Genomic DNA, 19,659 nt, shown 5'->3' on the forward strand with positions numbered 1-19,659 from the left:
CCCCGGCCCGGCCTCGCGTCGCCGCTCGACACCGATGGCGGTCGCCGGCAGGCGCGGAGACCCGCGACAGGCGACGGTCAGCGGCAGCCGCAGCCGGCCAGGGCGGCGGCGATCCGGTCCAGCGCCGGTTGGGCGGTCTCCTTGCCGCCCGGCACCTGGTCGGTGAGCACCGCGAAGGTGAGCAGCCGACCGTCTGCGGTGGTGACCAGGCCCGCGATGGAGTGCACGGCGGTCAGCGTGCCGGTCTTGGCCCGGACGCTGCCCGCACCGGGAGCGGTGCCGGGTGCGGTGCGGTAGCGCTCGTCCAAGGTCCCGGACCAGCCGCCAACCGGCAGACCACCGAACACGCCGGCCAACTCCGGATGGTCCGGGCTGGCCGCCAGCCGGACCAGGTCGGTCAGCAGCGACGGGCTGATCCGGTTGCGTCGGGACAGCCCGCTGCCGTCGGAGAGGGTGATCTCGTCCGCCGGCAGGCCCAGCTCGGCCACCTCCGCGTCCATCGCGGCGGCGCCCCCGTCGAACGAGGCCGGCTGGTTGCGGGCCAGCGCGACCTGACGGGCCAGCGCCTCGGCCACCAGGTTGTCGCTCTCACTGATCATGATGTCGACCATCCGGATCAGCGGTGGGGACTGCACCACGCCCAGCTCGGTGCCCGGTGCCGGGGTGCCACCGGCGGCGGCCTGGGCCGGGGCCGCGCCACGCTTCACGGCGTCGGTGGGCACGCCGAGCAGTCGGGCGAACGACTTGCCGGCGGCCAGGTCCGGCTCGGCGAACCGCTCGGCGGCCCCGTGTTCGGCGCCCGGGTCCCTGCGCCCGCCGTCGGTCATCAACGCGGTCACCGCGCCCCCGGACCCGCCGGTGGGGATGTCGGCGTCCCAGCCTGGGCCGTAGACCGGGCCGGAATAGACCGAGCCGTCCACTGTCACGCTGGTCGGGGTGGTGCCGCCGAGCGCGGTGCGCACCTGGGCGGCCAGGTCGTCGAGGCGCGCAGCTCCCGGGTAGTAGCCCTTCTTGTCGATCGCCAGGGTCGGGTCGCCGCCTCCGATGATCACCACTTCGCCGGCCTTCGCGCCGGCCACCGCACGAGTGGGTATCCGGTAACCGGGTTCTCGGGCTGCCAGGACGGTCACCGCGGTCGCCAGCTTGGTCACCGAGGCGGGCACGGTGCCGTCGTCCGCCCCCTTGGCGAACAGCGTCTGGCCGGAGATCACGTCGGCCACCGAGACGTTCACCCGGCTGCCCAGGACGGCGGCACCGACCAGCGGGTCGAGCGCGGCACGTACCCCGTCGGGGGTGGGCACCGGGGCGTTCGGGTCCGGGCCGGCCAGCACGTCCGACGGGTTGGGCTCCGGGGTCGCCCCGGCGGCGTTCGACGCAGACTCGGGCTCGTCGCCCAGCCACCCGGCGACCGGGCCGGGCCGGGCGACGACGACTCCGACGCCGGCGAGCACCAGCAGCAGCACGACCGCCAACACCACAGGTAGCCGCCGGCGGCCCGACGCGACGGGCGCGGGCGCCGGCCCGGCGTCACCGGGCGCGGGCAGTGCGGAGATCGGCGGACCCAGCGGTGGAACTCGACCGGGGTCACTCGGACCGGGGCCCTGCGGGCCGGTCGGTGCCGGACTGACCGGAACCGCAGCGCTGCCGCGCGGCGGGCCGCCCGAGGCGGGGCTGACCGGAACCGAAGCGCTCCCACGCGACGGGCCGCCCGAGGCGGGGCTGACCGGAACCGAGGCGCTGCCGCGCGACGGACCGCTCACCGGCCGGTCGCCACCGACCACCGGAAAGCGACCCGGGTTCGGGCTGGGCGGGGGTGACCCGGTCGGCGAGCGCCAGGGCAGCGGCGCGGGCCGCTCGGGCATCCGCTCCGAGCCCGGATTCGCTGGCTCGGGGGCCCGTGGGAGGTGGGCGTCAGGCACCGGGACCCGCCCCGTCGCACTGCCGGATCCGGATCGTCCGGTACCGTGCGCGGAGCCCCCGTCCGGGCGGTAGTGTGAATCTTCCCTCCCCACGACCCCCTCCTCCCCCAGCGAAAATCGGCTTGGGTGACACTACTTCGGTCCGAAGACTATGCGGCGGCCGGAGTCGGCGGGTGGGCATTCACCTGTCCGGAGGGGCGCCAGTGGTTCCGTTAGCCAGCGTGGGCAGACGAGGGAGCGTGCAGATGGATTTCGACGTGACGGTTGAGATCCCCAAAGGTCACCGGAACAAGTACGAGGTGGACCACAAGACCGGCCGAATCCGGCTGGATCGCACCCTCTTCACCTCGACTCAGTACCCGGCCGACTACGGGTTCATCGAGGGCACTCTGGGCGAGGACGGCGACCCGCTGGACGCGCTGGTGCTCGTCCCCGAGCCGACCTTCCCGGGCTGCCTGATCCGCTGCCGCACCATCGGCATGTTCCGGATGACCGACGAGAAGGGCGGGGACGACAAGGTCCTCTGCGTGCCCTACGAGGATCCTCGCCAGGAGCACCTGCGCGACATCCACCACCTCGGCGAGTTCGACCGGCTGGAGATCCAGCACTTCTTCGAGGTGTACAAGGACCTGGAGCCCGGCAAGTCGGTGGAGGGCGCGACCTGGGTCGGCCGCACCGAGGCCGAGGCCGAGGTCCACGCCTCCTACAAGCGGGCCAGGGACGCTGAGGCGCGCGGCGAATCCATGCACTGACCGACCGCTGACGCACCGGGCCCGGGGGCCGCTCAACCGAGCAGCCCTCGGGCCCGGTCGTACAGGTCGAGCACCGCGCAGGCGATCGGCACCACGGCGACCACCAGGGCCGTGTCGGTGAGGTCCGCGACCCTTCCGACGTACGGCGAGACCGGCCGACGGGCGTACGAGGTGCCGGCCGCGGCGGCCACCAGGGCCAGCGCCGCACCGCCCAGGACCAGCGCCAGCCGCCCTGTGTCGTCGGCCCGGCCGACAAGTGCCGCGCCCAGCACCGCGTAGCCGGCCAGCCCGGCGAGCACCGTCGGGACCCGGTGTCGCAGTGCCACGAACAGCCGCGACCGCAGCAGCAGCACGGCCGAGGTGACCGCCACGAGCACCCGGCCGGCCGTTCCGCCGACCGCCCCGAGGACGACCGCCGCGGCCACCGCCAGCAGGGCGTGCCCGATCAACATCCCGGTGAGCATCTCCTCGGTGCGGGTCACCGCGGCGTGTACCCGACTCCGGTCCGGCAGGTCCCGGGCCCGCTCCGGCTCTTCGGCGGGGGCCGAGGTCGGCAGGGTGATGGGCGGCAGGGGCAACTTGCCCAGCCGGATGGCCAGCAGCGGGATCACGCCGACGGCGAAGACCAGTGCGCTGAGCAGCACCGCCGCCGTGCCGGCCGGGGTCAGCAGCAGCCCGCCGAGCGCTGCGCAGGCGCCGGTCAGCCCAACCGTGACACCGGCCACGAAGACCCTCAGCCGGCTGGCCACCCCGAGCAGGCCGATCAACGCCACCAGCAGCAGCGCCACCGAGCCGGCCAGCAGCTCGGGAGCGCCCACCCAGCGGGCCGGCCCGAACGGCACGACCGGGTCGCCGGAGCCGACCGCGAGGGCGCCGGCCGTGAACGCGTACGGCAGCGCGTAGCCGCCGAGCGTCGCCCCGGCGGTGCCGTCGCCGTTGGCGCGGGAGGCCACCGCGCCGGCGACGGTGAGCAGCAGCGCCACGGCAGCGGCCGCCAGCCAGCCAGGCCGGTACGTCGGCCCACCGGCGAGCAGGGCGAGCAGCCCGACGGCGAGCGGCACGCCGGCACCGGCCAGACCGGCGGCCCGGGTGGCGGTGGGTGACCATGCGCCGCCCCGGCGACGGGCACCGTCGGCGATCGCCTCGACCACGTCGTCGTACTCCAGCTCGGGCCAGTGCGCGCGGGCCGGCACCAGGTGCAGCACCTCGCCGTCGCGGACGCCCTGGGGAAGCAGCGCCTGGGCGGTCGCGAGCAACGCGCCGTCGGTGCGGCGCAGGACCCAGCCGCCGTGCTGTTCGCCGTCGTCGGCCAGCCCGATACCGGCGTGCCGGAGCACGTCGGGCAGCAGCTCGGCCAGGGGCACCTGCTCCGGCAGGGCGACGTCCACCCGTCGTTGCGGCGCGCTGATGGTGACGCGTGCCAGCCCGGTAGTCATCGACTGGTCTCCATATCGAGGGGGATCGGAGGCTGCGCGGACGACAGGACTTTACCTACCATGAGTCCGGCTCGGGTTACCCAGCGCTGTCAGGAGGCCGAGTGTCCACCGTCGTCATCAAGCGTCCGCCACGTCGACCAGCGCCGGAGATCCCCAGCGGCGAGCTGCCGGTCGAGGCGCCACCGGAGATTCCCGTGGTGGCCGGCGGGCGGTGGCAGCAGATGCTCATGCTGCTGCCCATGCTCGGCGGCACGGTGGCGATGGCCATGATGTTCGGCCGGGGCGGTGGCGCCTACTCGTACGTGGTGGGTGGGATGTTCGGGCTCTCCTCGCTGGCGATGTTGGTGACGTCCTGGGGCAGCGCCTCCGGCACCCCGAAGAAGTCCGAGATGATGGCCGCCCGCAGGGAGTACCTGCGGCACCTGGCCACGCTGCGCCGGCGGGTGCGGCGGACCGCCGGGCAGCAGCGGGCCGGGCTCTTCTACCGGCACCCGGACCCGGGCGGGCTCTGGTCGACGGTGGACAGCCACCGGGTCTGGGAGCGGCGCCCCGCCGACCCGGACTTCGCGGTGGTGCGGGTCGCCGTCGGGCCACAGACACTGGCCACCCCGCTCGTCCCACCGGTCACCCGGCCACTGGAGGAGCTGGAGCCGATGACCGCCGGCGCGCTGCGTCGCTTCCTGGACGCGTACTCCGTGGTGCCGGACCTGCCGGTGGCGCTGTCGCTGCGCAGCTTCGCCCGGGTGCACGTCCGGCCCGCCGGCCGCACCGGGGGTGGCGGACCGGCCACCAGCGGGCCGCCCACCGGTGACCCGGGGGCGCAGGCGCTGGTCCGGGCCGTGCTGACCCAACTCGCGGTCTTCCACGCCCCCGACGAGCTGCTCGTCGCGGTGTGCGCGGGACCGGAACGCCGCGCCTGCTGGGAGTGGGTGAAATGGCTCCCGCACGCCCACCACCCCAGCCGCACCGACGCGCTCGGCCCGGTACGACTGGTGACCAGCTCCGCCGCCGAGCTGGAAGCGCTGCTGGCCGACGTGCTGGCCAGCCGCTCCCGGTTCAGCCCGGCCGGCCCAGCCACCGACGGCCCGCACGTGGTGGTGGTCCTCGACGGCGGCGAACTGACCGGGGCCAGTGACCTGACCGGTGACGGCGGCATCGACGCGGTCACCGTGCTGGACCTGGACACTCCGCCGCCCCGGCTGCTCGACCGGTACGCGCTGCTGCTGGAGCTACACGGCCGGCGACTGCATTCGCGGTCGTCCGACGGGCATGCCGAGGTGGGCATCGCCGACCAGCTCGACCTCGCCGACGCCGAGGCGGTCGCCCGACGGTTGGCGCCGCTCAGGCTCGCCGGTACGGCACGCGGGCCGGACGCCCCGCTCCAGGCCGACCTGGGCCTTCCCGAGCTGCTCGGTCTCGGCGATCCGGAGAGCTTCACGGCCGAGCAGGGCTGGCTGCCACGCTCGGCGCGGGAGCGGCTGCGGGTGCCGATCGGGGTGGGCACCGACGGCGGTGCCATCGAACTGGACCTCAAGGAGTCCGCCCAGGACGGGATGGGCCCGCACGGCCTGCTCATCGGGGCGACCGGTTCCGGCAAGTCCGAGCTGCTCCGCACGCTGGTGCTGGGGTTGGCGGCCACGCACAGCTCCGAGCAGCTCAACTTCGTGCTGGTCGACTTCAAGGGTGGTGCCACCTTCGCCTCGTTCGACCGGCTGCCGCACACCGCGGCCGTGATCACCAACCTGGCCGACGCGTTGCCCCTGGTCGACCGGATGGTCGACGCCATCAACGGGGAGCTGGTCCGCCGCCAGGAGCTGCTGCGGCGCGCCGGCAACTTCGCCAGCGTGCGCGACTACGAGCGGGCCCGGGCGGCCGGCAGCCCACTGGCCCCGCTGCCGTCGCTGCTGCTGATCTGCGACGAGTTCTCCGAGCTGCTCTCCGCCAAGCCCGACTTCATCGACCTGTTCGTGCAGATCGGCCGGCTGGGCCGGTCCCTCGGTGTGCACCTGCTGCTCGCCAGTCAGCGACTTGAGGAGGGACGGCTTCGCGGGCTGGACACCCATCTGTCGTACCGGATCGGACTGCGCACCTTCTCCGCACTGGAGTCCCGCACGGTGCTCGGGGTGCCGGACGCGCACGAGCTGCCCCGCTCGCCCGGCCACGGCTACCTGCGCGCCGGCACCGACCCGCTGGCCCGGTTCAAGGCCGCGTACGTCTCCGGTGCCGTCCGCCGTCGGAGCGCGACGGCCGGCGTCGCCGTCGAGGGCGGCGCGCGGCTGCTCACCTTCACCACCCACGTCGTGCCGGTGCCCGAGCCGACCGCCCCGGTCGTGCCCGTCGTCGCCGAGGAGGAGGGCAGGGGCACACTGCTCGACCTGCTGGTGGACCGGCTCGTCGGGCAGGGCCCACCGGCGCACCAGGTCTGGCTCCCGCCGCTCGGTCAGCCGCCGACCCTGGACGAGCTGCTCGGCCCGGTCGAGGTGGACCCGCAACGCGGCCTGACCGTGGGCAACCCGGAGCTGCACGGCGCACTCGGCGTGCCGCTGGCCGTCGTGGACAAGCCGTTGGAGCAACGCCGGGACCTGCTCTGGCTGGCCCTGGACGGCGCCGCCGGGCACGTCGCGCTGGTCGGCGCGCCGCAGAGCGGCAAGTCCACCGCGCTGCGCACGCTGATCTGCGCGCTGGCGCTCACCCACACACCGGGCGAGGTGCAGGTCTACTGCCTGGACTTCGGTGGTGGCGGGTTGGCCGCGCTGCGCGACCTTCCGCACGTGGGCGGGGTCACCGGCCGGGCCGACCCGACCGCCGTCCGGCGCACCGTCGGCGAGATGACCACCCTGCTGGCCGATCGGGAACGCCGCTTCGCGGAGCTGGGCGTGGAGTCGATGGCCACGTACCGGCAGCGCCGCGCCGCCGCGGGAACGACCAACCAGCCGGGCGCCGACCCGTTCGGTGACGTGTTCCTGGTGATCGACGGTTGGAGCACCGTCCGAGGCGAGTACGACGACCTGGAACCCCTGGTCACCGACCTGGCCACCCGGGGCCTGTCGTACGGGCTGCACGTGGTCGCCACCGCTCTGCGCTGGCTGGACTTCCGCCCGGCGATCCGGGACCTGTTCGGCTCCCGCCTGGAGTTGCGCCTCGGCGACCCGTCCGACTCGCTCGTGGCCAGGCGTGCGGCGGCGAACGTGCCGGAGCGTCCGGGTCGAGGGGTGACCGCGGAGGGGCTGCACTTCCTCACCGCGCTACCTCAGCTCGCCGCCACCAACGGGGACACCGCCGACCTGGTCAAACGGGCTGCCGACGGGTGGGCGGGTCCTCCGGCGCCCCGGGTCCGGCTGCTCCCGCCCGTGCTGCCGTACGCCGATCTGGACCTCGCCGCGACGACCGGGCTGCGCTTGCCGATCGGGATCGCGGAGGCGGACCTGCGCCCGGTGCTGCTCGACTTCGCCACCGAGCCACATTTCGTGATCTTCGGGGACTCGGAGTGCGGCAAGTCCTCGTTCCTCCGCGCGCTGGCCACGTCGATCACCACCCGGTTCACTCCCGAGCAGGCCCGGGTGATCCTGGTCGACTACCGGCGCAGCCTGCTGGGCGCCATCGAGACGCCACACCTGATCGGGTACGGCACCGCTGCGGCGCACACCGCCGAGCTGGTCGAGTCGGCCGCCGGCTATCTGGAACGGCGGGCCCCCGGGCCGGAGGTCACCCCGCAACAACTGCGGGACCGCTCCTGGTGGTCTGGCCCGGAGCTGTTCGTGCTGGTGGACGACTACGACCTGGTGGCGTCCGGTCCTGCGAACCCGCTGCGGGCGCTGGAGGAGCACCTGCCGCACGCCCGTGACGTCGGGCTGCACCTGGTGCTGGCCCGTCGCTCCGGTGGCGCGGGCCGTGCCCAGTACGAGCCGATCGTGCAGCGACTGCGGGAGCTGTCCACCGCTGGTCTGGTGATGGCGGGCAGCCCCGAGGAGGGCGCACTCGTCGGATCGGTGCGACCCGGCCCGCTGCCGCCGGGCCGTGGCCGACTGGTCACCCGGCGAGAGGGCGTACGCCTCGTTCAGCTCGCGCAACTTCCGCCACCGTGACCTGACTCGCCGGTTCTTCCCGTGACAGGTGGGGAAACCGGTAATCTCCGATCGTCATGGTTCCGTCGGGATGAATGGCTGAGGATGTGACTGGGGTTCGGCACAGCGGTCCGTCAGTGGCCCGCCGGACGGCAGGCCGGGCGCTGCTCGGTGTGGCCGCGGCGCTCGCTGTGGTGGCCCCGACCGCGGCGGCCGCCCCCGTCGCCGCGCCCACCAACGGCGGACAGCTCGCCGGCGCGCCGATGGCGTTCGCCCCCGGTGACACCGTCACCCGCACCGACCAGGTCCGCGACGAGCAGTGGCAGCTCGACGAGTTGCGGGCCGACACGGCCTGGCGCAGCTCGACCGGCCGGGGCGTGATCGTCGCGGTGGTCGACTCCGGAGTGGACGGCAATCATCCCGACCTGGTCGGCCAGGTGCTGCCCGGTAAGGATCTGGTCGGCCCCGAGGGTGGGGCTGGTCCGGATCCGGTGGGGCACGGCACGACGGTCGCCGGCCTGATCGCCGGGCGCAGCGACGACAAACGAGGCGTGGTGGGCCTGGCACCGGACGCCCGGATCCTGCCGGTCCGGGTGCTCGACGAGCAGAACCGCTACGACGACGCCTTGATCGTCGCCCAGGGGGTCCGCTGGGCCGTCGACAACGGAGCCCGCGTGATCAACCTGTCGCTGGGCGGCAGCGGCGACAGCCCGGCCCTGGCCGCGGCCCTGGACTACGCGTTCGTGCGGGACGTGGTCGTGATCGCCTGCACCGGCAACCTGGCGACCTCCACGAGCACCAAGGTCTGGTACCCGGCCCGCGAGCCGGGCGTGATCGCGGTCGCCGGCCTCGAACGCAGCAGCGACAACCTGTGGTCCGGGTCGATCACCGGCCAGGCGACGGTGCTCACCGCTCCCGCCAGCGGGCTCGTCGGCGCCAAGTCTCCCGACGGGTACTGGCGGGTGCAGGGCACCAGCTTCGCAGCGCCACTGGTGACGGCCACCGCCGCGCTGGTCCGGTCCCGCTACCCGCAGATGCCCGCCGGCGAGGTCGTCAACCGGTTGCTGGCCACCGCCCGGGACCTCGGCCCGACCGGGCGGGACGACCGCTTCGGGTACGGGGTGGTCGACCCGGTGGCCGCGCTGACCGCCCAGGTGCCGCCGGTGACCGCCAACCCACTGGACGACCAGACGTCGCCGGGCGTGACGGGTTTCGGCCCCGCCCCCGGCTCGGCCGACGACGAGCCGGTGGCCGGCGCCGGCAGCGACCCGCTCGGTCTTGCCGCACCCCGCCAGCAGACCAGGTGGACGGCCCGGGCGGCGGGCGGCCAGGACACCTCGGCACCGGAACAGCTGTGGACCGGAGTTGTGCTGATCGTCGCCCTGGTCGGGGGCGTCGCCCTGGTGGTGCGCCGGCTCCGGCAACGGGCCCGCTGATCGCTGCCCACCGTCAGGCCTGACCGACCGCCAGGTCGGGTAGAACCGACCCATGAGTACGCATCGGCCGCCCACCCTCGCCCCCGCCGGCCAGCCGTCCTGGCGGCGGCGCCGACTTGATCCGGACCATTCGCTGGGTCTGCGGCTGACGCTGGCCGCGACGGCGGCGTTCCTGGTGTTGGTGCCCTTCGCGCTGCTCACACTGCTGGTGCTCGGCGCCTGGGCGCCGCTGCACCGGTTGGACACGGCGGTCACCCGCGCGTTGCACGGCTACGCGCTCGACCACCCGGCCTGGGTCACGCTGATGCGGATCTGGACCGAGGTGTTCGCCCCGATGCCGCTGCGCGCCGTCGCACTGGTCCTGGTGATCTGGCTGCTGCGCCGGGGTGCCCGTCGGTTGGCCCTCTGGGCGACCACCACAATGGTGGTCGGTGGGCTGATCGGTCCGCTCCTCAAACTGCTCGTCGGCCGGGACCGGCCGGAGCTGCTGGACCCGGTGGCGCGGGCCGCCGGTTACTCGTTTCCCTCCGGGCACGCGTCGAACGCCACCCTGGCCGCCGGGGTGCTTCTGCTGGTGTTCCTGCCGTTCGCCGGGCGGGGGGCGGCGCGGGTCGCGCTCTGGGCCGCCGCGCTGCTGATCACCGTGCTGACCGGGCTGAGCAGGGTGGCGCTCGGCGTGCACTTCGCCAGCGACGTGCTGGGCGGTTGGCTGCTCGCTGTGGCGGTGCTGGCGGCGACCACCGCCGCGTTCACCAGTTGGCGGGCGCACACCGGCCTCCGGCCGGTCCGACCGACCCGTGACGGCGTCGCTCCCGAGGTGGAGCGTCACCCGGGATCGGCCTGAGGCGTGCCGACGAGGTCGGCAGGGTAATGGGCGGCACATGTCCGAGACCGCGCTCCAGATCGTCCGCCGGGTGCTGCTGCCGGTGTCCCTCCTGCTCGGCGTCATGGTCCTGCTCGGGGTGCTGGTCACCCGCGTGTTCGCCCGAACATGGCCGTTCACAGTGGAAGACGCGGTGAACCGGGAGTTGGCCGCCGACCGCACCGGCGGATGGAACGACGTCTCTCTGGTGTTCAGCACGCTGGCCAGCACCCAGATGATCGTCGTGGTCACGGTGTTGGTGGCGCTGGCGCTGCGGCTCTGGTTGAAGCGCTGGCGGGAGCCGCTGTTCCTGTGCGCGGCGGTGATCGCCCAGGCGCTGGTGTTCCTGCTGACCACGCTGGCGATCGACCGGCAGCGGCCGGCGGTGGAGCACATGGACGTCTCACCGCCCACGTCGAGCTTCCCGTCCGGGCACACCTCCGCGGCGGTGGCGCTCTACGTCGGCATTGCCGTGCTGATGGCGTTGCGGGCGCGCAGCACCGGGGCGAAGGTCGCCTGGTGGAGCCTGCTGCTGACGGTGCCGCTGGGGGTGGCGCTGACCCGGATGTACCGGGGGATGCACCACCCGAGCGACGTGGTGGCGTCCTTCCTCAACGGCGGCACCTGCGTCGTGATCATGGCTCGGGCCGTCCTCGACCGGGGGCTGCGGTGGGGGCGGGCGAAGCTGCCGACCGTGGGGCGGCCGGCGCTGTCGACCCGGAGCTGACTCCGCGCGGCTCTCAGGTGCACTCGCCGGTGGCGACCTGCCGGTTGCGTTCGGCGCCGGCCAACGCCACCGGGCGGGCCTCCGCGGCGGTCACCGCGAAGCCGGTGTTCGGGTCGTCGGCCGCCGCCGCGAAGATCACGCCGAGCACCAGGCCGTTGGCGGAGAGCAGCGGGCCGCCGGAGTTGCCGCTGCGGACCAGCGCTCGGATGGTGTAGATCTCCCGGGTCACGTCGCCGGACGAGTAGATGTCCGGGCCTTTGATCCGGTCGACGTCGCGGACCCGCGCCGACTGCGCGTTGTAGGGGCCGTCGAGCGGGAAGCCCAGCACGATGGCGTCGGAGCCGCTGCCCGCGTTGCCGGCGGCGAACCGCAGGGACGGGCCGGGCAGCCCGGGCACGAGCAGCACGGCCAGGTCCCGGTCCGGGTCGTAGACCACCACCTTGCCGTCGTACCGCTCGCCGCCCAGCTCCACAGCGACCGAGCGGGTGCCGGCGACGACGTGCGCGTTGGTCATCACCCGGTCGTCGGCGTACACGAAACCGGAGCCCTCGATGCGGCGCGAGCAACTGGGCGCCGAGCCGAGCACCTTGACGACCGACCGCTGACCGTTGACGACGACCTGCGAGCCGGCCAGGGCCGGGTCCGGTGGGTCGACCTGCCGGGCCCGGGTGGGCGTGAGGTCACCGAAGACGTCCGGGAACCCGTCGGTGTCGACCGTGTCCTCCAGCGCGGTCGACAACTGGTGGGCCTGCTCCGGCACGACCCGGTTGACCACCGAGATCAACGCGCTGTTGCGCACCGCGGCCGCGAGCCAGGGCACCGAGGACGAGCCGAGCGGCACCGCGACCAGCCAGGCGAGCAGCAGCACCGCGAGCAGTGAGACGAACGCCCCACCCACGTCGTCGACCCGTTTGCCCACGTCGCTGGTGATGGTCTTACGGAGGTGCGAGCCGAGCCAACCGGCCAGCGCCTGCCCGACCACGGCCAACCCGAAGATCGCGACGAGCGAGATCAGCACGCGGGTGCCGGCATCCACGAACTGTCTGGCGAACAGCGGCCCGAGCTGGAGGCCCAGCAGCAGACCCAGGAAGAAGCCGGACAGCGACGTGATGCCGATGACGAAACCCTGGCGGTATCCGCTGATCGCGAACACGAGCATGAGCAGCAGGAGGACGAGATCCACGACGGACACAGGTCAAGCGTACGGGCAGTGCGCCTCCCGGATGACCATCGCTTGCCGAAGGTGACCGTGCGATCAGCGCAGGGCTGTCTCGTCCGCGTTGTCGGTGCCCGCCGAGGGCGCCGGCGTCGCCCCGCTCGGCGGGAGCTCGACCACCCGGCCGTGCGGCCACGGACGCGCCCAGCCCCCCATCTCCAGGAGGGTGGCCAGCACCCCGGCGGTGAAGCCCCAGACGAGCATCCCGCGCGCCGAGAACGCCGGCCCGATCCAGCCGCTCGGGTGGCGGACCCGCATTCGGTTGGCCGGGTCGACCAGCTCGCTGACCGGCAACCGGGCGACGTGCGCCACCTCGGCCGGCTCCCGGGGGTGCACCGGGTGCGGGTCGTGCCACCAGGCCAGCACCGGGGTGACCACGAAGTCGCTGACCGGGATCCACAGTTTCGGCAGCTCGGCCAGCACGGTCACGCTGGTCGGGTCGAGACCGACCTCCTCGTTCGCCTCGCGCAGCGCGGTGGCGCGGACGTCGGCGTCCTCCGGGTCGGCAGCGCCGCCGGGAAAGGCGGGCTGGCCGGCGTGGTTGCGCAGGGTGGCGGCGCGTTGCAGCACCAGCACGTCGGGGCCGGCACCGGGTTGCTCACCGAGCAGCACCAGCACGGCGCTCTCCCGACCGCCCTCGGCCGGCGTGGTCAGCCGGGTGAAGTCCTCGGCGCGGGCGGTGCCGAGCCGGGTCAGCAGGGGCTCGATCCACTCGGGTGGTCGACGGGTCACGCCGGCACCGCCAAGCCGAGGTGCTGGCGGACCAGCTTGGCGAGCTGGGCATCGTCGAGCGCGCCGGTGGCGTCGATGTGCCGGATCTGGCCCTGCGCGTCGACGAAGAGGGTGAGCGGGAAGGCGTTGCGCTTCAACTCCCGTTGCAGCGCGTCGCCCTGGTCGACCAGGATCGGGAAGCGTACGCCGAAGTCCTCGCCGATGGACTGGGCGCCGCCCCGGCTGTCGCGGGTGTTCACCCCGACCACCTGGAGTTGACCGGCGGTCCGTTCGCTCAGCCGTTGGAAGGCGGGCAGTTCCTTGCGGCACGGCCCGCACCAGGACGCCCAGACGTTGATCACGGCCGGCCCGGCCACGTCCCGCAGGGCGACGGGGGCGCCGCCGGTGAAGCAGGACAGCGTCAGCTCCGGCAGCGCCTTTCCACCGGCGGCGGCCGTCGTGCCGGTCGTGGTGGGGGCCGTCGTCGCGGTCGACGTCGGCGCGGTGCCGAGCTTCGAACAGTCCCGGAACGGCGACGGCCGCTCAGCGGCGGCCGTCGGCCGGGGGGCCGGGTCGTCGTCGGCCTTTCCTGCGGTGCAGCCGGCGACGACCAGCAGCAGCGGCAGGGCGAGCAGGGCGAGCCGCCGGTTCACGGCACCTCCGCGGCGATCGCCTGTGCGGGCACCAGCTCCGGGTCGACCCCGGCCGCCACCGCCAGGTCACGCGCCCGAGGGCCCTTGAGAAGCTTCGCGGCGGCTGCCGGATCGGTGGGCCCGGTGCCGTACGAGGGGCAGAGCTTCGCGAGTGTGCACGCCCCGCAGGCGGGCTTGCGGGCGTGGCAGACCCGTCGCCCGTGGAAGATGATCCGGTGCGACAGCATCGTCCAGTCGCGCTTCGGGTAGAGGGCGCCGACCGCATGCTCGATCTTGACCGGGTCGGTCTCGGTGGTCAGCCGCCACCGGTGGACCAGCCGTTGGAAGTGTGTGTCGACGGTGATGCCCGGTACGTCGAACGCGTTGCCGAGGATCACGTTGGCGGTCTTGCGGCCGATGCCGGGCAGGGACACCAGGTCGACGAGCCGGCCCGGGACCTGGCCGTCGTACCGGTCGAGGAGCGCCTGGCCGAGCTTGAGCAGCGAGTCGGTCTTGTTGCGGTAGAACCCGGTGGGCCGGATCAGCTCCTCCATCTCGGCCCGGTCGGCCCCGGCGTACGCGGCGGCGCTCGGGTAGCGGGCGAAGAGCTTGGGGGTGACCTCGTTGACCTTCTTGTCCGTGCACTGCGCGGAGAGGATGGTGGCGACGGCCAACTCCAGAGCGTTGGAGTGGTCCAGCTCACAATGCGCGTCGGGGTGCGTTTCGGTCAGCACTCGACCGATCTTGCGGGCACGGCGGGTGCGCCCGAGGTCGGTCTCGCTGGCGCCGGGAGGACTGTCGGTCACGACGGTCAGCCTACGTCGCGCCCCGGACGTTCCTGGCGGGTCAACCGCCGGCCGGCGGCGAGATCTTGCCCTGCCCGTCGAGCCGGGCGCCGCCCTTGGGGAAGTCGGTGCGGCTCAGCTCGGTGACCAGGCCCAGACCCCGGTCGTTCGGGTCCATCGTCGGCTTGCCGGCGTCGTTCATGTACGTCGAGGTGAACGAGCCGCCGGCCCAGGTGCCGTCCGGCTTGAGCGACACCTTCAGCACCCCGCCCCAGCCGAGGCGGCCGTCGTTGTTCAGCGAGTTGCCGCCGCCGGCGAAGTTGCCCAGGCTGTACGCGATCAGCCGCCCCTGGTAGAACTCCATGCCGCGCAGCACGTGCGGCCCGTGCCCGACGATCAGGTCGGCGCCGGCGTCGATCATGGCGTGGGAAAACTTGACCGGGTCGCCCCGGTTCTCGCCCAGGAACATCTCGGTGCCCGGCTTCACCCGGGTCTTCTCCGCGCCCTCGCCACCCATGTGCACCTGCACCACGACCAGGTCGGCCATGGTGGCGGCCTTGGCGACCACCGTCTTCGCCTTGGCGATGTCGACCAGACTGTTGGACCAGACGTACGACGAGAAGCCGGCCACGGCGACCTTGACGCCCTTGACGTCCACCACGGTGATCTGGTCCGGGGCACCGGTGTGCTTGAGGTCGTACTTCTCCAGCGCCTTCTGGGTGTTCTCGTAGCCCTTCGGCCCGTAGTCGTAGCCGTGGTTGTTGGCCTGGTTGAGCACGTCGAAACCCGCGTCACGCAGGTGTGCGGCGTATTCCGGTGGGGCCCGGAACTGGAAGCAACGGGTGGAGTTGGCCCCGCACTTGCCGGTGCCGGTGTCCACCGTCAACGGCTCCTCCAGGTTGCCCATCACCAGGTCGGCCTTGAGCGCCTCGGTGACCGAGGTGAAGAAGCCCTTGCCGCCGGCTGAGGGCAGCCGGCTCGGCGCGTTGCCCATGATGATGTCGCCGGTGGCGGAGAGCGAGATCGCTCCACCCGCGCCGGAGGTCGCGCCCCCGCTGGCATCCGGGCCGGCCGTGGCCACCGGAGCGCCCGTGCCACCACCACCGGCGCCGGGCTGCCACACGGGGGCCTCGCCGCCCGCATCGGAGCAGCCGGCGACGAGCAGGGCGGCCAGCAGCGCGGCGAGGCCGAGGGCGACGCGGCGACGCGGGCGGGACGCAAGGGGGGCCGGAGCATACATCGCCCGCGACCCTACCTGTCGGCAAACGCGCCGACGACAGCCGATCGGTCGAATCTTCAGCTGGTCAGCTGGTCCGACCAGGGCACGACCGCCCGGGAACCCCCGGCGAGCACCGCCGCGTGCACCGCGCGAGCCAGCGGGGCGCCCCAACTGGAGCGCGGTCCCCCGTACGCGGCCTCGGGCCCGTCGACCGGGCAGAGGACGGTGACCGCGTCGGTCGGGGTGCCGGTCCCCGGCAGTCCCAGCTCGCTGATCGCCTGGGTCTTCGCCTCGGTCGCGGTGGCCACCGCGTTGACCAGTGCCGAGTCGGCGAGCCGCGCCGGCACGTACACCACGATGTTGACCGTGCCGACCCGCTGCACGAGCCCGGCCGGAGCTGGCGCGGCCGCGAGCACCGGCGTGCCGAGCCCGACCGTCGCCCAGGCGCGCACGCCGGTGTCGGTGCGCGCCACCACCTCGCCCACGTCCACCCCGGTCAGCAGACCCACCCCGGGCCCGTCGAGGGCCAGGTCGGCGGCGAGGGCCGTCAGGTGCGCGGCGGGGTCATCCCGGTCGTACGACATCGGTACGGTCGCGTTCAGCACCCAGTGCCGGACGCCGATGCCACCGCCCAGTGGGCCGCTGCTGACAGCTCGTAGGGGCACTTCCGCGCGCCAGACGAGCAGCGGAATGTGAAGCCCATCCTCGGCGCGGCTGGTCAGGGTCGGCTCGCTCAGCACGTCGGGCAGGTTACGCCCACCGATCAAGATTCCAGGGGCGACCTCTGATTCGTGCTCACGTGCGCCTAGACTTGGCGGCGCGCGAGGGGATCAGCGGACGGCGGACCCGGCCGACGGACGGCACGCGTAAGCGGAGGTGCGCGATGGACGAGGTACTGGCCCGCAGCGGGATCTTCCAGGGTGTTGACCCGGAAGCTGCCGAGGCGCTTGCCAAGGAGATGGAGACGATCGAGGTCCGCAAGGGCGAGATCGTCTTCAATGAGGGCGAGCCCGGTGACAGCCTCTATATCCTGCTGTCCGGGAAGATCAAGGTTGGTCGCCGCGCAGCGGACGGCCGACAGAACCTGATCGCGGTGATGGGGCCGTCGGACATGGTCGGTGAGCTGTCGCTCTTCGACCCTGGCCCGCGTACGGCGACCGCCACCGCGGTGACCGACACCAGGCTGGTGCGACTGCGCAAGCAGGCGCTGCGGCCGTGGCTGAACAACCGCCCGGAGATCGCCGAGCAGTTGCTGCGGGTGCTCGCCCGGCGGCTGCGTCGGACCAACGACTCGCTCGCCGACCTGATCTTCACGGACGTGCCGGGCCGGGTCGCCAAGAACCTGCTCCAGATGGCTGGACGGTTCGGCACCCGCGACGGCGGTGTCCTGCGGGTGACCCACGACCTCACCCAGGAGGAGATCGCCCAGCTCGTCGGCGCCTCGCGGGAGACGGTCAACAAGGCGCTCGCCGACTTCGCCTCGCGCGGCTGGCTGCGTCTGGACGGCAAGAGCATCATCATCCTGGACCCGGAGCGCCTGGCCCGTCGCGCCCGCGTCTGAGCGGTACGTCCCGTCCCCGCCTTCCGTCACCGACGGACGGCGGGGACGTTTCGTCTGCCCGGCGTCACCGCCGCCGACCTGATCGTGCTGACCGGCGACATCGCGGCCGGCCCGCAACCGGTCGAGGTGCTGGACGTGCTCGCCGGCCTCGGTGACCGGGTCTGCTGGGTGGGCGGCAACTGCGAACGGGAGCTGGTCGAGGCGCGGGCCGGCAAGCCGGCGTCGGTCGAGGTGTCGAACTGGGCCGCCGGGCACCTGCGCTCCCAGCACAGCGACGCCGACGCGCTGGCCGTCTTCGGCCCACGCGACGGCCGCTGACCCGGCCGGCCTCGACCAGGGGAGATGCCCTCAGTCCACGGTCCGGAATCAGCCACGGGTCGGGCGTAGGGAATGGTCCTCGCTGCCTGTAGAGCTGCCCCGGATCTGGGGCGACGCGACTCAGCCGAGACGGCCAATGCGCTCCGCGAACTCATGGAGAGTCGACACGGCAGTGGGCACGGCTCGATGCGGCGCCTGGCCGACAAGGTTCAGCAGGACACCAACGAATCAGATCCATACAAGACAATCAGTCGGCAGCTCGACGGCCGACCCGGATGGCGTGCACCACTCCGCCCCCTCCCGACCTTCGGCAGCCGACACCCCGAAACCACGGCAGGCCGGTCACGATGGCCGACGGGGCCCGGGGTACGGCTGGATGGGCGAGGGGACCTCTTCACCTGAGGGCAGGGTCGCCTCCCCCGGTGACGTCGGCACCTGCCCCATCCATGGGGCAGCTCTACAGGAGCTGTGCCACAAGGTCCCGTCCCACTCCACCCGCGCCGAGCGACACAGAAAAAGTCAGTCTTGACTGTTTGTTTCTCAGGCCGCAGGCTGTTCGCGTGTCCCCCGCATCAACCCGCGTCCCTCAGCAGGAACGCAGCCGCGCCACTCAGGCCCGGCTGCTGGAGGCGACCGTCGACTGCCTGATCGAGCACGGCTGGTCCGGCACCACGACCACCGTCGTCGCCGCGCGCGCCGGTGTCTCGCGCGGGGCCCAGCTGCACCACTACCCGACGAAGGCCGCGCTGGTAACGGCCGCCGTGGCCCATCTCGCCGAGCGACGGGCCGCCGAGTTGCGCAGCGAAGCCGAAGCCCTGCCGGCCGGGCCGCAGCGGCTGGACCGGGTCATCGACCTGCTTGGCGTGGCGTTCACCGGGCCGCTGTTCGTGGCCGCTCTCGAGCTCTGGGTCGCCGCCCGCACCGATCGGGAACTCCGGGACGCCCTGGTGCCGTTGGAGGCGATGGTCGGCCGGGAGATGCACCGGCTCACCGTTGCCCTGCTGGGCGTCGACGAGCGTCGACCCGGCGTCCGCGAGGCGGTGCAGGCCACCCTCGACCTGCTGCGCGGGCTCGGGGTGGCCAACCTGCTCAGCGATGACTCGGCCCGTCGTACCGCCCTGTTGACCACCTGGAAACGCCAGCTCGCCACCCTGCTCACGCCCTGACCGCCGGCCGCACCGGCCACCACCGACCGGAGGCACCATGGTCGACCTCACCGACCTGCTCGCGGATCTGGCCGCCGAGTCCACCCAGCTCGATGCCCTGGTGGCTCCGCTGCCGGCCACCGACTGGGCCCGGCCAACCCCTGCGCAGGGCTGGAGCATCGGGCACCAGATCGCCCACCTCGCCTGGACCGATCGTGTGGCGTTGCTCGCCGCCACCGATCCCGAGGCGTTCTACGCGACGGTGACCACCGCCCCGGACGCGACCCGGCTGGTCGACGCGGGCGCCGAGGAGTTCCTCGCGCCGCCGGTGGAGCTGCTCGAACGCTGGCGGGCCGGCCGGACGGCTCTGGCCGACGCGCTGGCCGCCGTTCCGGTCGGCGAGAAGCTGCCCTGGTACGGCACCCGGATGTCTGCCACCTCGATGGCGACGGCCCGGATCATGGAGACCTGGGCACACGGTGAGGACGTGGCCGACGCGCTCGGCGTCGTCCGTCCCGCCACTGACCGGCTCCGGCACGTCGCGCATCTCGGTGTGCGTACCCTCGGGCACGGCTTCGCCGCCCACGGCCGGGCGACACCGACGTCGCCGGTCCGGGTCGAGCTGCTCGGGCCCGGCGGCGACACGTGGAGCTGGGGTCCGGCGGACGCCGCCGACCGACTGAGCGGCCCGGCACGGGACTTCTGCCTGCTGGTCACCCAGCGCCGCCACCGCGCGGACCTCGCCCTGGTCGCCACCGGCCCGGTCGCCGACGAATGGCTCGACGTGGCGCAGGCGTTCGCCGGCCCGCCGGGTGTCGGCCGCGAGCCGGCCAGCGCGGACGGAGCACGCGCGTGATCCGGATCGGCAACGCCTCC

At 73.3% G+C, this 19,659-nt stretch carries 17 protein-coding genes; 9 read left to right on the forward strand and 8 right to left on the reverse strand.

Annotated features, from left to right (window positions below):
• Positions 1-77: 77 nt before the first annotated feature.
• The gene (gene dacB / locus KBX46_RS05625) at positions 78-1,553 is read right to left on the reverse strand and encodes a D-alanyl-D-alanine carboxypeptidase/D-alanyl-D-alanine-endopeptidase (RefSeq protein WP_210791490.1); all 1,476 of its coding nucleotides are present in this window, start codon (positions 1,551-1,553) and stop codon (positions 78-80) included.
• Between the two features lie 611 nt (positions 1,554-2,164).
• On the opposite strand from dacB, the gene KBX46_RS05630 reads away from it, so the two are divergent.
• Positions 2,165-2,671 carry an inorganic diphosphatase gene (locus KBX46_RS05630; protein ID WP_088950549.1) on the forward strand — a complete coding sequence of 169 codons (507 nt, stop codon included), beginning with the start codon at positions 2,165-2,167 and terminating at the stop codon, positions 2,669-2,671.
• Between the two features lie 32 nt (positions 2,672-2,703).
• On the opposite strand, the gene eccD is transcribed toward KBX46_RS05630, so the two are convergent.
• Positions 2,704-4,107: a type VII secretion integral membrane protein EccD gene (gene eccD, locus KBX46_RS05635; RefSeq protein ID WP_210791325.1), complete on the reverse strand. Its 1,404-nt coding sequence runs from the start codon at positions 4,105-4,107 to the stop codon at positions 2,704-2,706.
• Positions 4,108-4,208: 101 nt separating this feature from the next.
• Here eccD and eccCa point away from each other — a divergent pair, with 101 nt between their 5' ends.
• The 4 genes from eccCa (at position 4,209) to KBX46_RS05655 (ending at position 11,196) form a co-directional block, all read left to right on the forward strand.
• Positions 4,209-8,192, forward strand: a complete 3,984-nt coding sequence (eccCa, locus tag KBX46_RS05640; RefSeq protein WP_210791327.1) for a type VII secretion protein EccCa — start codon at positions 4,209-4,211, stop codon at positions 8,190-8,192.
• Between the two features lie 74 nt (positions 8,193-8,266).
• Positions 8,267-9,607, forward strand: coding sequence for a type VII secretion-associated serine protease mycosin (gene mycP / locus KBX46_RS05645; protein WP_210791329.1), 1,341 nt, complete (start codon positions 8,267-8,269; stop codon positions 9,605-9,607).
• Between the two features lie 52 nt (positions 9,608-9,659).
• Positions 9,660-10,451 (forward strand): phosphatase PAP2 family protein, encoded by a 792-nt coding sequence (locus KBX46_RS05650; RefSeq protein ID WP_210791331.1) that lies wholly within the window; start codon positions 9,660-9,662, stop codon positions 10,449-10,451.
• A 37-nt stretch (positions 10,452-10,488) separates the two neighbouring features.
• Positions 10,489-11,196 carry a phosphatase PAP2 family protein gene (locus KBX46_RS05655; RefSeq protein WP_210791333.1) on the forward strand — a complete coding sequence of 236 codons (708 nt, stop codon included), beginning with the start codon at positions 10,489-10,491 and terminating at the stop codon, positions 11,194-11,196.
• Between the two features lie 13 nt (positions 11,197-11,209).
• On the opposite strand, the gene KBX46_RS05660 is transcribed toward KBX46_RS05655, so the two are convergent.
• The 6 genes from KBX46_RS05660 to KBX46_RS05685 form a co-directional block, all read right to left on the reverse strand.
• A complete protein-coding gene (locus KBX46_RS05660; RefSeq protein ID WP_210791335.1) occupies positions 11,210-12,388 on the reverse strand; it encodes a MarP family serine protease in 1,179 nt (392 codons plus the stop codon).
• Positions 12,389-12,451: 63 nt separating this feature from the next.
• Entirely contained in the window at positions 12,452-13,144 is a 693-nt protein-coding gene (locus tag KBX46_RS05665; RefSeq protein ID WP_088950556.1) for a CoA pyrophosphatase, read from the reverse strand.
• The gene (locus KBX46_RS05670) at positions 13,141-13,776 is read right to left on the reverse strand and encodes a TlpA disulfide reductase family protein (protein WP_210791337.1); all 636 of its coding nucleotides are present in this window, start codon (positions 13,774-13,776) and stop codon (positions 13,141-13,143) included. Before KBX46_RS05670 ends, KBX46_RS05665 begins: the two co-directional genes overlap by 4 nt.
• Positions 13,773-14,561, reverse strand: a complete 789-nt coding sequence (nth, locus tag KBX46_RS05675; RefSeq protein ID WP_210791339.1) for an endonuclease III — start codon at positions 14,559-14,561, stop codon at positions 13,773-13,775. The genes KBX46_RS05670 and nth overlap by 4 nt, the downstream gene beginning before the upstream one ends.
• Positions 14,562-14,601: 40 nt before the next feature.
• Positions 14,602-15,780, reverse strand: a complete 1,179-nt coding sequence (locus KBX46_RS05680) for a CapA family protein (RefSeq protein WP_088950559.1) — start codon at positions 15,778-15,780, stop codon at positions 14,602-14,604.
• A gap of 56 nt (positions 15,781-15,836) precedes the next feature.
• Positions 15,837-16,499, reverse strand: a complete 663-nt coding sequence (locus KBX46_RS05685) for an adenosylcobinamide amidohydrolase (protein ID WP_088952072.1) — start codon at positions 16,497-16,499, stop codon at positions 15,837-15,839.
• Positions 16,500-16,642: 143 nt separating this feature from the next.
• Here KBX46_RS05685 and KBX46_RS05690 point away from each other — a divergent pair, with 143 nt between their 5' ends.
• The 4 genes from KBX46_RS05690 to KBX46_RS05705 all read left to right on the forward strand — a co-directional run bounded on the left by KBX46_RS05690 (position 16,643) and on the right by KBX46_RS05705 (position 19,639).
• Positions 16,643-17,320, forward strand: a complete 678-nt coding sequence (locus tag KBX46_RS05690; protein WP_007466162.1) for a Crp/Fnr family transcriptional regulator — start codon at positions 16,643-16,645, stop codon at positions 17,318-17,320.
• 81 nt (positions 17,321-17,401) lie between these two features.
• On the forward strand, positions 17,402-17,638 hold the full coding sequence (locus KBX46_RS05695; protein WP_374224943.1) for a hypothetical protein: 237 nt from the start codon (positions 17,402-17,404) through the stop codon (positions 17,636-17,638).
• 560 nt (positions 17,639-18,198) lie between these two features.
• The gene (locus tag KBX46_RS05700; protein ID WP_088950560.1) at positions 18,199-18,804 is read left to right on the forward strand and encodes a TetR/AcrR family transcriptional regulator; all 606 of its coding nucleotides are present in this window, start codon (positions 18,199-18,201) and stop codon (positions 18,802-18,804) included.
• Between the two features lie 37 nt (positions 18,805-18,841).
• Positions 18,842-19,639 carry a TIGR03084 family metal-binding protein gene (locus KBX46_RS05705; RefSeq protein WP_210791341.1) on the forward strand — a complete coding sequence of 266 codons (798 nt, stop codon included), beginning with the start codon at positions 18,842-18,844 and terminating at the stop codon, positions 19,637-19,639.
• Positions 19,640-19,659: the final 20 nt, after the last annotated feature.

The sequence above is a fragment of the Micromonospora sp. C81 genome, assembly GCF_018070425.1.
Taxonomy (GTDB): Bacteria; Actinomycetota; Actinomycetes; order Mycobacteriales; family Micromonosporaceae; genus Micromonospora; species Micromonospora zamorensis.

Bases quoted from the DNA above. Each gene is read 5' to 3' on its own strand.
- KBX46_RS05680 (WP_088950559.1), bottom strand. From the start codon at position 15,780: ATGTATGCTCCGGCCCCCCTTGCGTCCCGCCCGCGTCGCCGCGTCGCC.
- KBX46_RS05630 (WP_088950549.1), top strand. From the start codon at position 2,165: ATGGATTTCGACGTGACGGTTGAGATCCCCAAAGGTCACCGGAACAAG.
- KBX46_RS05655 (WP_210791333.1), top strand. From the start codon at position 10,489: ATGTCCGAGACCGCGCTCCAGATCGTCCGCCGGGTGCTGCTGCCGGTG.
- mycP (WP_210791329.1), top strand. From the start codon at position 8,267: ATGGCTGAGGATGTGACTGGGGTTCGGCACAGCGGTCCGTCAGTGGCC.
- KBX46_RS05690 (WP_007466162.1), top strand. From the start codon at position 16,643: ATGGACGAGGTACTGGCCCGCAGCGGGATCTTCCAGGGTGTTGACCCG.
- KBX46_RS05705 (WP_210791341.1), top strand. From the start codon at position 18,842: ATGGTCGACCTCACCGACCTGCTCGCGGATCTGGCCGCCGAGTCCACC.
- KBX46_RS05650 (WP_210791331.1), top strand. From the start codon at position 9,660: ATGAGTACGCATCGGCCGCCCACCCTCGCCCCCGCCGGCCAGCCGTCC.
- eccD (WP_210791325.1), bottom strand. From the start codon at position 4,107: ATGACTACCGGGCTGGCACGCGTCACCATCAGCGCGCCGCAACGACGG.